The 12,898-nt window shown below is 65.2% G+C and carries 12 protein-coding genes; 5 read left to right on the top strand and 7 right to left on the bottom strand.

Annotation, left to right across the window (positions count from 1 at the left end):
- Positions 1 to 15 precede the first annotated feature (15 nt).
- The 5 genes from lnt to hisS form a co-directional block, all read right to left on the bottom strand.
- Complete coding sequence (gene lnt, locus HHL27_RS12750; protein WP_169493989.1) at positions 16 to 1,572, bottom strand: apolipoprotein N-acyltransferase; 1,557 nt, start codon at positions 1,570 to 1,572, stop codon at positions 16 to 18.
- 154 nt (positions 1,573 to 1,726) lie between these two features.
- The gene (locus HHL27_RS12745) at positions 1,727 to 2,680 is read right to left on the bottom strand and encodes a DUF4167 domain-containing protein (RefSeq protein WP_420874059.1); all 954 of its coding nucleotides are present in this window, start codon (positions 2,678 to 2,680) and stop codon (positions 1,727 to 1,729) included.
- A gap of 193 nt (positions 2,681 to 2,873) precedes the next feature.
- Entirely contained in the window at positions 2,874 to 3,746 is an 873-nt protein-coding gene (prmC, locus tag HHL27_RS12740; RefSeq protein WP_169493811.1) for a peptide chain release factor N(5)-glutamine methyltransferase, read from the bottom strand.
- A complete protein-coding gene (prfA, locus tag HHL27_RS12735) occupies positions 3,743 to 4,807 on the bottom strand; it encodes a peptide chain release factor 1 (RefSeq protein ID WP_169493810.1) in 1,065 nt (354 codons plus the stop codon). Before prfA ends, prmC begins: the two co-directional genes overlap by 4 nt.
- Positions 4,807 to 6,060 (bottom strand): histidine--tRNA ligase, encoded by a 1,254-nt coding sequence (hisS, locus tag HHL27_RS12730; RefSeq protein ID WP_169493809.1) that lies wholly within the window; start codon positions 6,058 to 6,060, stop codon positions 4,807 to 4,809. Before hisS ends, prfA begins: the two co-directional genes overlap by 1 nt.
- Before the next feature lie 170 nt (positions 6,061 to 6,230).
- On the opposite strand from hisS, the gene HHL27_RS12725 reads away from it, so the two are divergent.
- From HHL27_RS12725 to HHL27_RS12710, 4 genes are read left to right on the top strand one after another with little or no spacing between them, the layout of a single operon-like run.
- On the top strand, positions 6,231 to 7,436 hold the full coding sequence (locus HHL27_RS12725) for an aromatic ring-hydroxylating oxygenase subunit alpha (RefSeq protein ID WP_169493808.1): 1,206 nt from the start codon (positions 6,231 to 6,233) through the stop codon (positions 7,434 to 7,436).
- Positions 7,437 to 7,459: 23 nt separating this feature from the next.
- Positions 7,460 to 8,737, top strand: coding sequence for an aromatic ring-hydroxylating oxygenase subunit alpha (locus HHL27_RS12720; protein ID WP_169493807.1), 1,278 nt, complete (start codon positions 7,460 to 7,462; stop codon positions 8,735 to 8,737).
- Positions 8,738 to 8,768: 31 nt separating this feature from the next.
- A complete protein-coding gene (locus HHL27_RS12715; RefSeq protein ID WP_169493806.1) occupies positions 8,769 to 9,782 on the top strand; it encodes an NADP-dependent oxidoreductase in 1,014 nt (337 codons plus the stop codon).
- On the top strand, positions 9,782 to 10,102 hold the full coding sequence (locus HHL27_RS12710) for an NIPSNAP family protein (protein WP_169493805.1): 321 nt from the start codon (positions 9,782 to 9,784) through the stop codon (positions 10,100 to 10,102). Before HHL27_RS12715 ends, HHL27_RS12710 begins: the two co-directional genes overlap by 1 nt.
- A gap of 3 nt (positions 10,103 to 10,105) precedes the next feature.
- On the opposite strand, the gene HHL27_RS12705 is transcribed toward HHL27_RS12710, so the two are convergent.
- On the bottom strand, positions 10,106 to 10,852 hold the full coding sequence (locus HHL27_RS12705) for a TetR/AcrR family transcriptional regulator (RefSeq protein ID WP_169493804.1): 747 nt from the start codon (positions 10,850 to 10,852) through the stop codon (positions 10,106 to 10,108).
- Between the two features lie 166 nt (positions 10,853 to 11,018).
- On the opposite strand from HHL27_RS12705, the gene HHL27_RS12700 reads away from it, so the two are divergent.
- A complete protein-coding gene (locus HHL27_RS12700) occupies positions 11,019 to 11,885 on the top strand; it encodes an SDR family oxidoreductase (RefSeq protein ID WP_169493803.1) in 867 nt (288 codons plus the stop codon).
- Positions 11,886 to 11,964: 79 nt separating this feature from the next.
- Here the strand turns inward: HHL27_RS12700 and HHL27_RS12695 are convergent, their stop codons facing one another.
- The gene (locus HHL27_RS12695) at positions 11,965 to 12,744 is read right to left on the bottom strand and encodes a TetR/AcrR family transcriptional regulator (protein WP_169493802.1); all 780 of its coding nucleotides are present in this window, start codon (positions 12,742 to 12,744) and stop codon (positions 11,965 to 11,967) included.
- Positions 12,745 to 12,898: the final 154 nt, after the last annotated feature.

Genomic DNA, 12,898 nt, shown 5'->3' with positions numbered 1-12,898 from the left:
CTTTATGTGCTTGCTCTAGCCCACGGTCCTGCGCCTTGCAACCATCGCGATGACCAGAAGCAGGCCAGCCCAGGCAAGCGGAAGGGCGTTGCCGGTCCGGGCAAACAAAGTCGATGCGTGCGCCGGGGGCACCATGCCGTCCAGCCGGCCCGCCACGCCCCGGCCCAGATGCTCGCGCACCACGCCGTCCGCATCGATCACGGCGCTGATGCCGGTCGTGGTCGCGCGCAACACCGGCAGGCCTTCCTCGATTGCGCGCAGCCGCGCCTGCGCCAGATGCTGCGGCGGTCCCCAGCTGCCGAACCAGCCATCGTTGGACGGATTGAACAGGTAGTCGGGGCGGTGCGCCCGATCCACCACTTCGCCCGAAAAGATGATCTCGTAGCAGATCTGGAATCCCGCCTTGCCGAACGGGCCGAAGTCAACGGTGCGCGGACCGGGGCCCGCGAAGAAGTCCAGCTGTCCTGCAACCAGGCGAGAAAGACCCAGCGGGGTGAGAAGCTCGCGCATCGGCAGGTACTCGCCATAGGGGACGAGATGCGCCTTGGCGTAGGACCCTTTGATCGTGCCGGTGGGATCGAGAGCGGTCACCACGTTCCACGCGCCGTTGATCGCGCCCTTGCGATCCTGCGACAAGTCCACTGCCCCGGTCAGCAGCAGGCTGCCGGGACCGATCACCCTCCCGATGCGCTCGCGCGCCATGACCGGGTCGCCGGCATAGGTTGTTTCGGCATACCAGAACGGTGCGTAGCCGGTGCGCAGGTAGTCGGGCACTGCACTCTCTGGCCAAAGCACCAGGCGGAGGTGCCCCGGGTTCCTCGCCAGTGAAAGCGCGGCAATGTTCTGGAACTGGCTTTCAAACAGCCTGGGATCGTTGATCTCGTCTTGGCGCAGGTTCGGCTGGACAAGCGTGAAGGGAAGGGTGCCGGTATCGTTGTGGCCGTGCATCGGCAGCAGGAACAGCACGACCGGCACGAGCGCATGGCCCACGGCCGCCTTCCGGTTGCCCTTGGCGAGGGCCCGTTGCGCAAACAGCCATTGGCCTGCGAGCAGGACGACGAGGCCCGACAGCGCATATGTGCCGAGCCACGGTGCCACTGCGGCAAGGCCCGGCCTGCCAAAGCCTCCCAGCGCGACCGCACCTACCGGATTCCAGGCAAAACCCGTAAACACCCAGGCTCGCATCCATTCGGTAACGATCCAGAAGGCCGCGAACGCCGGAAGGATGGCGGCGCGCGCCTTTTGCGTCACCAGCCACGTAGCAAGGGTCGCGAGGGCGGGGAACACCGCCAGATAGAGCGCCAGCAGCACCACGGCGATCCAGCCGAGCCAGGCAGGCATCTGCGCCTGATAGGTGAAGGCCGTGGCGATCCAGCCGTTGCCCACGGTGAACAGGCCAACGCCGAACAACCAGCCGACCAGAAACGCCCGCCCCGGACCGCGGGCCCGTTCGACCAGTGCGATTGCCACGGCAAACGACACCAGCGTAATCGGCCACATTGCCAGCGGCTGAAATCCGGTGGCGGCAAAGCCACCTGCAATCAGCGCAAAGATCGGGCGTGCGGTCGCCATCACCTTGGCACGGGAAGACTTGGCCTTGGGGGCAGACGCGTCGGGCAGGCGGGTCATGAATCCTCGGGCTCGTGGGTGCGCAGGCTATGAACGGCAAGGGGGCCGATCGCAAGCGATCGACCCCCTATAATGGTTCCGTAACAGGACTGGCCCGTCAGCCTTCTGCTGCAGCAGTTTCGGCCGGAGGAGTCTTGCGAGGACGGCCACGGCGCTTGGGTGCCGGTGCCTCTTCAGCCGCGGCTGCGACGGGAGCTTCCTCGACGGTTTCCTTGCGCGCGCCGAATGCGGGCGGCAGGCTGGACGGATCCAGCGCCGGTGCCGGTTCGACACTGCCGTCGTCGTCAGCCGCCTTGCGACGGCGATCGGTGCGAGGCTTAAGGCCACGAGATGGGCGGGCATCGCGCACGAACGGGTTGTCACCTGCATCGCCGATGGGCTCGCCCTCGGCCGCACGAACCCCTTCTCCCGGAAGAGGTGCTTCGGCAACCGCTGCGACAGGTTCTGCCGCGTCATCGCGAGCGCGCTCGGGACGACGACCGCGTTCGCGGCGCTCATCGTCGCGGCGGTTGTCGTCACGGCGGTTTTCATCCCGACGGTTGTCCTCACGGCGGCCCTCTTCGCGACGATTCTCGTCACGACGCCCGTCATCGCGGCGGCCATCTTCCCTGCGGCTGTCCTCGCGGCGAGGCTCTTCCCGGCGCTGCTCGTCGCGACGCGATTGGGGGCGATCGAACGCGGGGAAATCGTTCTCCATCGAGAACTCGCCCGCATCGTCCTCGCCTTCGGCATCCTGCCAGCGGTCACCCGAGACGCCACCGTTCTGCCGCGCACGCTGCTCTTCCTGGCGGAGGCGGGTATCGGCCATCACGCGGAAGTAGTGGTCGGCGAACTGGAGATAGTATTCCGCCTGCACGCGGTCGCCGTTGAGGTGCGCGTCCTGCGCCAGCTTGCGATACTTCTCGAGCAGCTGCGGCGCATTGCCCCGCGCACGGCTGTCGATCCGGTTCAGCTGCTGTCCGCCGCCGCCACCGCCGCCGTTTTGCGGACGGTTGTTGCCGCGGCTGCGCCGGCGGTTGTTGTTGCCACGATTGTTGTTCAACTCAGGCACTTCCTTGTCTGGGGCGGCCAGTCCGGTTTCAATGCACCCTGCTGCCGCGCAACCCTCCGCCACGGCGCCACACCTGCAGCCCGTGCTATCCAGCACCTGCCTGCCTCCGGTCCGTCTTGACCGGCGATCGTGAGCAAATGGTGGAGTTGGCCGGGACGGGAAGCCTTCATCCGTCGCCCTGCCTGATGTCTAATTAGGCAAGGCGCGCGCCGTTGCCAAGAGCTATTTGGCCATTCTGGCGCATTTCCACTGCCCTTTCGCGTCCACCAAGGTCATGATGCAAACGCGTTGAAAGTCCGGCCCCTTCGGCAAGCGCCATCACATCGCGTCCCTGGGTCCATCCGATCTCGAAAAAGGCGATTCCCCCGGAAGCTAGCAAGGCAGGTATCTGCGGGATGAGCAGGCGGTAATCGTCGAGGCCGTCTTCGCCGGCAAAGAGCGCGCTCGCCGGCTCGAAATCGCGCACCGAAGGACTGAGCGGTTCTGCTGCCTCGATGTAGGGCGGGTTGGCTAGGATCAGGTCAAAAGTCCCGAGTGCCCCTGTCCAGTCGGTCGCGGTCCAATCTCCCGCGCGGATTTCTGCGCGATGGGCGAGGCCCAGTGCCTCCGCGTTCCGACGCGCCGTGGCTTGGGCCCCGGGCGAGCGTTCTACGCCGATGCCTTGGGCATCGGGCCATAGCGACAAGGCCGCCAGCAAAAGCGCCCCAGACCCCGTGCCCAGATCGAGCACCCGGGCAGGAGGCGGTTGCCCTTCGAAGGCGGTTCGGGCCGCATCGATCAGCGTTTCGCTGTCGGCGCGCGGGATCAGGACGTCCGGCCCCACCGCGAAGTCGAGCCCATAGAATTCCTGCCGCCCCACGATGTATGCCACCGGCTCAGCCTTCAGGCGCCGCTCGATCAGCGTTGCAAACGAAGATGGTGGCTCTGAGCGCATGTGGCGCAGCAGGACGTCGCTGCGCGAACAACCCAGCGCGTGCGCCATCAGAACTTCGGCATCAAGACGCGCCGTATCGCTTGTCGCTGCCAGTCGGTCGGTTGCCGCGCGCAGCGCCTCGCCGACCGTCATGCGTCCATCGCGGCAAGGCGCTTGGCCTGATCCTCGGCAATCAGCGCGTCGACCAACTCGCCAAGTCCCGGGCCTTCCAGCACTTCCGGCAACCGGTGCAGCGTCAGGTTGATGCGGTGGTCGGTTACGCGGCCTTGCGGGAAGTTGTAGGTGCGGATGCGTTCGGACCGGTCGCCGCTCCCGACCATCGCCCGGCGTGCCTCGGCTTCGGTGCCCTGCGCTTCATCGCGCATCTTCTCGTAAAGCCGCGTGCGCAGAACCTGCATCGCCTTGGCCTTGTTCTTGTGCTGGCTGCGCTCGTCCTGGCAGATGACCACGAGACCGCTGGGCAGGTGGGTAATGCGCACGGCGGAATCGGTGGTATTGACATGCTGCCCGCCCGCCCCGCTTGCGCGGTAGATGTCGATCTTCAGATCCTTGTCCTCGATCTGCACGTCGACTTCGTCGGGTTCGGGGAGCACCGCCACGGTTGCGGCGCTGGTGTGGATGCGCCCACCGCTTTCGGTGACCGGTACGCGCTGAACGCGATGCACGCCGCTTTCGAACTTCAACCGCGCGAACACACCTTGGCCCGCCACATTTGCGACCACTTCCTTGAAGCCCCCCAGCTCGTTGGCGTTGGCGCTGATGACTTCGACGCGCCAGCCTTGCTCGGCCGCGAAGCGTTCGTACATGCGGAAAAGGTCCGCCGCGAACAGGGCGGCTTCGTCGCCACCGGTACCGGCCCTGATCTCTAGCATCGCCGGGCGGACATCCGCGGTGTCGCGCGGCAACATGGCGATCGACAGGCGATGTTCGGCATCGGGCAGCTCGGCCTTCAGCCGGCCCATTTCCTCTTCGGCCAAGTCGCGCATTTCCGGGTCATCGAGCGCGGCGAGGCTTTCCAGCTCGACGCGCATGGACCGCACTTGCTCGGCCACGCGCGCCACCGGCTCAAGCTCGGCATAGTCACGGCTCGCGGCGATGAAGTCGCTCCCTTCGAGCGTGCCCGAAGCAAGGCGCGCTTCCAGTTCGGCAAAGCGCGCGATGATCTGGGACAGGCGCTGGTCGGAAACGCTCATCAGGCCGAAATGTGCGCCGGGATCGCGTGAAGCGGCAGGCGCGCCTGATCGCCGGTGCCCAGGTTCTTGACTGTCGCCTCGCCGGCGGCCAGCTCGTCGTCACCGACAATCAGCGCAAAACGCGCCCCGCTCTCGTTGGCGCGGCTCATCCGCTTCTTCATGTTGCCGCGAAAGCCCATTTCAACCGCAAGGCCACTGCGGCGCAATGTGGCTGCAAGGCCGATGCACGCTGCCTCTGCGGCCGCGCCCATCGGCACGATGGCGACATCGGCCGCCGGCTCCTTCACCTCACGCGCGTCGGCCACCAGCATCGCCAGTCGCTCGATCCCCGCCGCCCAGCCCACGGCCGGCGTCGCTGCGCCACCGAGTGCTTCCATGAGCCCGTCGTAGCGCCCGCCGCCCAGCACGGTCCCTTGCGCGCCAAGGCGATCGGTCACGAATTCGAACGCGGTGTGGCGATAATAGTCGAGCCCTCGCACGAGCGCCGGCGCACGTGTCCAGGCGACGCCCGCGGCATCGAGCCCGTCAGTAACCTTCGCGAAGAAGTCCTGCGCCTCGATGGAGAGAAACTGGTCGATCTTCGGCGCATCCGCCGTAAACGGCTTGTCGCGCGGATCCTTGGAATCGAGGATGCGCAGCGGGTTCCGCTCGAGGCGGTCCTGCGAATCTTCGCTAAGTTCATGCTTGTGAGCAATGAAATATTCGATCAGCGCGGCGCGCCAGGCTTCGCGGCTGGCGGCATCGCCCAAGGTGTTGAGCTGGAGCGTCACGCCGTTGGCGATGCCCAGTTCCTTCAGCAACTGGTCGGCCATTACCAGCAGCTCGACATCGGCGTGCGGTTCGCCCGCGCCAATCACTTCGGCGTCGATCTGGTGGAACTGGCGATAGCGCCCCTTCTGCGGCCGTTCGTAGCGGAACAGCGCTCCATGCGTCGCAATCTTGAGCGGGGCGTGCTGCTGCCAGCCGTTGGTGAGGAAGGCGCGCGCAAGGCCCGCCGTAAACTCCGGCCGCAGCGTCAGCGATTCGCCGCCGCGGTCCTCGAACGAATACATTTCCTTGGACACGACGTCGGTCGTCTCGCCAAGCGAGCGGGAGAACACGGACGTCTTTTCGAACACCGGCATCTCGACGCGGCGGAAGCGATAGAGCTTGCGCACGCGTTCGAAGGTTTCGACGACGAAACCGAAGGCTTCGGCATCGGGGCCGAAAATGTCCTGCGTGCCGCGGATGGCCTGTGGTGTTTCCTTGCTCATTGCGCGCGCCGATAGCGCCAAAGCCGCGATCTTGAAAGAGGCGCGGCGCGACGGAGCGCCTGCGCCAAACCGGCCGGACGGATGGTAAGCGACCGTGCGCGCGTCAAAGCGCATTGACGCGCCCTTGATCCAGAAGGTATCACGCAGACTACATTTCACCGGAGGTTCCGATGACGGCGATGGAAAACCCCGATATCGCGCGTGTCATGCGCCACAGCGTCCAGCATGCGCGCGACAACACCTATGAACTCGTCGACGATATCCTGAAGGTTCCCGCGACCAACTACACCGATCCCGGGCGCTTCAAGCTTGAGGTCGATCGGATCTTCCGCCGTCTGCCGCTGATGCTGGCCCCTTCGTGCGAGATTCCCAATCCCGGCGACTTCAAGACGATGGAAGTGGCAGGCGTTCCGATTCTGCTCACGCGCGGGTCCGACGGAAAGGTCCGATCGTTCATCAACAGCTGCACCCATCGGGGCACCAATGTCGCCACCGCGCCGACCGGCAATGCCAAGCGTTTCACCTGCCCCTATCACGGCTGGACGTTCGGGCAGGACGGCAGCCTTCTTGCCGTCGCGGCCTCCGCCGACTTCGGCGCGGTCGACAAGTCGTGCCTCAGCCTTAAGGCGCTGCCGGTGGCCGAACGCGCCGGGCTGATTTTCGGCAGCGTCGATCCCAACCTGAAGCTCGATATCGATGCCTTCCTGTGCGGCTACGATGCCTTGCTCGAAGCCTTCAACTTCAAGGACTGGCACTTCTTTTCCAGCCGCATCCTGCGCGGGCCGAACTGGAAGATCGCCTATGACGGCTATCTCGACTTCTACCACCTGCCGGTGCTGCACAAGGACACCCTCAATGCCACCGGCATGCTCGGAAATCGCGCGCACTATCACGCGTGGGGGCCGCACCAGCGCCTGGTCGCGCCCGATCGCGCGGCGCGCGAACTGGGCGACAAGCCCGAGAGCGAATGGACCGACGATCTTGTCCTCAACGGCGTCTGGACGATCTTCCCCTGCATTTCGATCGCCAGTTTCAACGGCGGCGGCCGCGGCGTGATGATTTCGCAGCTGCTGCCCGGCGACAAGGTCGGGGAATCCTGGACCCGGCAAATGTACCTGATGGAAAATGCGCCGAGCGCCGATCAGGAAGCCGCAGCGCACGAACAGTTCGCGTTTCTTGAGGTGGTGGTCCGCGACGAGGACTATGACACCGGCCTTCGCCAGCAGCGCGCGCTTGATCACGGTACGCTCGATCACGTCCTGTTCGGCCGCAACGAAGGGGGAGCGCAGGCTTTCCACAAGTGGACCGACCGGATCATCGCCGCGTCCGACGAAGAGCTTCCGGCGCTGTTCGCCGGGGCCGACATCGTCGCCTGACAGATACCGGGAAAGGACGCACGATGGACCAGTCCGAAATTGCGAAGATCCACGCGCTGATGGAATACGAAGCGGCGCGCACTGCGCCGCCGCGCGCCTTTCCCAAACTGCCCGACCTGCCGGGAGGGCGATATACGGACCCCCGCTTCGCCGAGCTGGAGCGGGACCATCTCTGGCGCAAGTCCTGGCTGCTTGCTGCGCACATGGACGAGATCCCGCGCGCGGGTTGCTTTAAACTGTGGGAAATCGCCGGGCAGCCGATCGTGCTGGTCCATGCCCGATCGGGGGAGGTCAACGCGTTCTACAACACCTGCAGCCATCGCGGCGCGCCGGTGGTGACCAAGGAGAGCGGCCGCAGCGCCAGGCTGACCTGCAAATACCACGGCTGGGTCTATGACGATGAAGGCAAGCTCTGTTCGATCCGCGACCCCGAAGACTTCGCCGATCTCGACTTTTCCTGCCGTTCGCTGCGCAAGGTCGCCTGCGAGCGGTATGGCCAGCTTGTGTTCGTCCGCTTTTCGCAGGACGGCCCCAGCCTGTCGGAATGGCTAGGATCGCTGAAGGAGGAGTGGGCGGAGTTCCGCTTCGACGCGATCCGGCTGGTCGATTACCAAGTGTGGGACCTAGAGTGCAACTGGAAGATCGCGATGGAAGCGAACATGGAAGTCTACCATGTTCCGAACATACACCCGACGACGGTCGCGGTTGGTCTTGATCATCGGCGCAACGTCAATTCGTTCTATCCCCACGGCCATGGCCGCATGATTGCGCCGGGTTGGGACCGGTCGGAAGGATCGAGTTACCGCGCGGCCAAGGTCGAGGGGATTGAGCGACTGCAATTCGACACCGTTGGCGAGATCGGGCGGACCTGCACGCAATCCTACAACCTCTTCCCCAACTGGGTTTCGCCACTGTCGCCCCACGGCTATTTCGTGCTCAACTTCTGGCCCAACGGCTTGAATCGCTCGAAAATGGAAGTCTGGTGGTTCGGGCCGGACTGGGGCGAGGGACCCCGACCGGCGTATTGGGATACCACCATCACCTATCTCGACAGCGTGCTTCGCGAAGATACCGAGTTCGGCGTGTGGATACAGAAAAGCCAGGAATCCTACGGCTTTGCGGGCGTTCCGCTCAGCTACCAGGAGGCGCGCATCTATCATTGGCATCAATCGGCCGACGCGCTGATCGGGCCGGAGAACATCCCCGACGAACTGCGGGCGGCGCCGGTCATCGGGCAGGAATGGATCGTGCCCGGCGATCCCCGGCTCGAGGAAATGGCGCTGCAGCAGGCGGCCGAATAGCAGTTCCCTCTTTTTGACAGGATCTTTGCGGATGCAGCTTCGCAACCGACAATGGAAGATTGCCGGCCGCCCGGCCGGCCGCGACGTGACCGAAGCCGATTTCGCGCGGGATGAGGTTCCGGCCCGCGCGCCCGAAGAAGGCGAGGTGCTGGTGCGCGTAGACCTGCTTGCGTTCGAACCGGCCATGAAGGGCTGGATGGAGAACATCGGCGGGTACGTTGCCCGAACCGAGATCGGCGACGTGATGCGGGGCAGCGGTGTCGGGACAGTCGTCGAAAGCCGCGCCCCCGGCTTTGTACCGGGCATGCAGGTGACCGGCCCGATGGGCTGGCAGGACTATGCAACCGTTGCGGCGGGCGAGCTTCGGCCGGTGAGCAATCCCGAAAGGCCTTCCGACGATCTGGGCGTGCTGGGGATCGTCGGTCTGACCGCCTATTGCGGGTTCAAGGCTATCGGCCAGCCTTTTCCCGGCGATACGGTGATGATCACCGGCGCGGCGGGCGCTGTCGGTTCGATTGTCGGACAGATTGCGCGGATCGGCGGCTGCCGCGTCATCGGCGTGGCCGGCGGACCGGACAAATGCCGCATGCTGGTAGACGACTACGGCCTGGACGCCGCCATCGATTACCGGGCGGACGACTTCGCCGCGCAAGTAGCGGCGCAGGCGCCCAACGGGATCGACGTCGTTTGGGACAACGTCGGCGGCACGATCCTCAACACACTGCTCGGCAACTTGGCCATGAACGCGCGGGTGGTGATCTGCGGCGGGATATCGCGCTCCAAGACCGGCGGCATGCCGGTCGGCCCGGAAAACTATTTCAACCTGGTGTTCAAGCGCGCGACCATGCGGGGTTTCATCCTGAACGACCACGAGGCGATGTTCGACGAAGCGCGCCGCCGCATGAGCCAATGGCTCGCCGACGGACGCCTGGTTGCCCGCGAGGATATCCAGCACGGGTTCGACAACGCGCCACGCACGCTGATGCGGCTGTTTTCCGGCGCGAACACCGGCAAGCAGCTGCTGCGCTTCGAGGAGGATCGCTGATGACCGTCTACATGCAATCGACGCTCGAACTGCGCGCGGGCGACATGACGCAGTTCGAGGCGGTGATGAAGGATCTGGTCGCGCTGGTGGAGGCCCAGGGGTGGCGGCTGATCACGGCGATCTCGCAGATCAGCGGACGGCTGCACACTGCAATCGACATCTGGTCGATGCCGGACCTTGGCGCCTACGAGCGCGGATTGACGGCGCTGCGCACCAGCCCGCAGTTTCCGGACATGGCCAAGGCGCTCGCGGCGGCGATCGAGCGCGAAACGGTGGTGTTCGGCGTCCGCGCCGGCTGGGTGCCCGAGGGGCGCGAATAGCCGTCAGGCGCTGGGCTTGCGCGGAGTGACGCGCGGCACCGACATGTCCGCAATCGACGCGATCGTACCGGTGGTTTCCAGCTCTGCCAGCAGTTCTGCCGCTTCTTCGGCGAGCGAGCCCTGGACCGCGCCGACCAGCATCATCAGCATGTTTTCGACAAGCGAGGGCAGGTATCGTTCGTCGGGCGTGCGGCCCAGGCACCAGTCATTGATCGTTGCATACTGCACGTCGGCCAGCGAACGGGCGAAGTGCGGCAGGTCGATCCAGTCACCGATGTCGCCCCGGCGCTGCTCCAGCCACGTCAGGTTGCCGCGCAGCGACATGTCGAGCAGCGTCTCGAATACGTCGCGTGCGGTGCCCGGCGCGAAATAGAGCGCACAGACGGCAGTGGTGTAGTTGCGCACGTGGAAGTTACGCCGATTGATCGAGACGGTGCGCGAAAGCCAGCCCTTGACCGACACTGTGTCGCTGCTCTGGCGCACGAAAGCGCTGTATTCGTCGAACGCTTCGCGGATGGCGAGGGCGATGAGGCGGTCCTTGTTGTGGAACGCGTTGTAGAGCGTGCGCTGCGCGACTTCGGCGCGTTGGCACAGCTTGCGGATGCTGAAACCGTCGATCCCATCTTCCGCCAGCATGCGCCGGGCTTCCTTCAGCAGCCTTCGCCTGCGCGCAAGGATCTGCGGGCTCGAATAGAGCAGCGGCCGTTCGGGATGCGGGGCAAGGGAACTGGAGGTGTCGTCGGTCTTCATGAGCGTCCGGTGCAGCGCGGAGTGGTTGCGGCCCCCGCATAGAGGACAAAGCTGTTCGCCAATTCCCTGATCTTTGCAAGGGGCGAAGGGCTTGCGCCATAAAACTAACGCGTGCACTATCTTTTGATCGACGCAGACAGGCGCGATTCTTCGGGAGAGACAGGCAATGCGGACAGTCGCGGTGATCGGTGCCAGTGGGCGCCAGGGCGGAGCGCAGGTGCGGCAACTGGTGAAGGCGGGATTCGCGGTGAAGGCGATCTCGCGCTCGCCCGATCCCTTCTATGGCGAACAGCAGCCCGACACGGTGACGGTGGTGCCCGCCGACCTCTATGACGAAGCATCGCTGATCGCGGCGTTCGATGGTGCCGACGCCGTGTTCCACACCCACCCGTTGCGTGCCCGCGCCGACCGGGCGACGATCGCCGGCAGCGTCGGCCGCGCGGCCAAGGCCGCCGGGGTCGATCGCGTGGTGTGGAACACGTCGAGCTGGATTCCCGATCGTCCGGGCGATGCTCATACCTATGTCGGCAATACCGCGGGCCTCAACGCCTTGTTCCGTAGCGGGGTGGGGGCAACGGTGTTCGGCTCGGTGCTGTTCATGGACAACCTCCTCACCAACTGGGCGCGGCCGTTCATCGTCAACGAGGGCCGCTTCGTTTACGCGCACACGCCTGAGACCGAGGCCAACTGGATCAGCCTCGACGACGTGGCGCGGATCATGATCCACTCGCTCGATCGGCCCGACATGGAAGGCGCGTGGATGAACATCGGCGGGCCCGAACGGCTCCGTCCTCCGCAGCTGGCGCAATCGCTGTCGGACGCGCTGGGGCGGGAGATCCGCTACGATGCTTGCAGTCCGGCCGAATTCGGGCGGCTTCTCGCCAACGCCTATGGCGATGCCATGAGCAAGGAAGAGCAGGACGCAACGGCCGAGCAGATCGGCAGGTTCTACGAATACAACGTGACGGCGCCGACAAGGCCGTTCGAGGTCGATGTCGCGGAAATGCAGCGGCGCATTCCGCTCGAGCTGTAGACGTTCGGCGATTGGGCCAAGCGGCAGGACTGGCGCAACAGCAATGCGCCGCGCCCGCCGGCGGGCTGAACCACCAAAGTCAGGACGCCGCCGTTCCCTCCGGCGGTGTCCAGGTCGGCAGCGGGTAGGTGGGGATCTGGCCGGTGCGCTTGATCTCGATCAGATGGGTGCGGGCCTCCTCCCGCACCTGACCGCGCACCGCCCCGATCAGCAGGAGCAGCATCCGTTCGATCAGGTGGGGCAGGTATTCCACATCGGATAGGCGGCCGAGCGTCCAGTTGTTGATCGTCGCGTACTGCAGATTGGCCATGGTCGTGGCGAAGTGTTCGGCGCTGACCCAAGGCTGCAGGTCGCCGCGTGCCTTCAGTGCTTCGACCCAGCCGGTCACCCAGCCGACCGACATGTCGCGCAGCGTTTCCCAGACATCGCGCGGGGTGCCGGGCGCAAAATAGATGGCAACGACAGCGCGGGTGTAATTGCGCACGCGGAAGTTGCGGCGGTTGATCGCGATCGTGCGGTCGAGCATCCCGTCAAGCGTGTGCGGTTCGGTGCGATAACGCACGTGGTCGTTATAGGCGTCGTACGCTTCGCGGATGGCCAGCGCGATCACGCGATCCTTGGTGTGGAAGGCATTATAGAGCGTACGCTGCGCAACTTCCGCGCGGCGGCACAGCTCGCGGACGCTGAAATTCTCGATGCCGCCATCGGCAATCATTTGCCGGGCTTCGCGCAGCAGCCGCCGCCGCCGCTCGAGGATGAGCGGGCTGACGTAAAGCAGCGGCTTGTCCGGATGCGCATCGAGCAGATCGCGCGGCGCGACATCGGGAGCCGGTGCAAGGGGGCGTGCGGCCTTCGGCATGGACTTCCCGTTTCGACGATCCTGCTGCGGATGTCCAGTTCCTATCAAAATGCGTACGCGCTGCATAAATGGATTGTGCCGAGTCCAAAAATTGATACGCTGCATCACGTTGGCGGACTCGGGCTGAACCGGGCTGCGTGAAACGAAGGAGGGG

Origin of the sequence: Novosphingobium olei (assembly GCF_012927405.1) — a bacterium.
In the GTDB taxonomy this organism is placed as follows: Bacteria; Pseudomonadota; Alphaproteobacteria; order Sphingomonadales; family Sphingomonadaceae; genus Novosphingobium; species Novosphingobium olei.
This window is presented reverse-complemented; position numbering and strand designations above follow the sequence as displayed.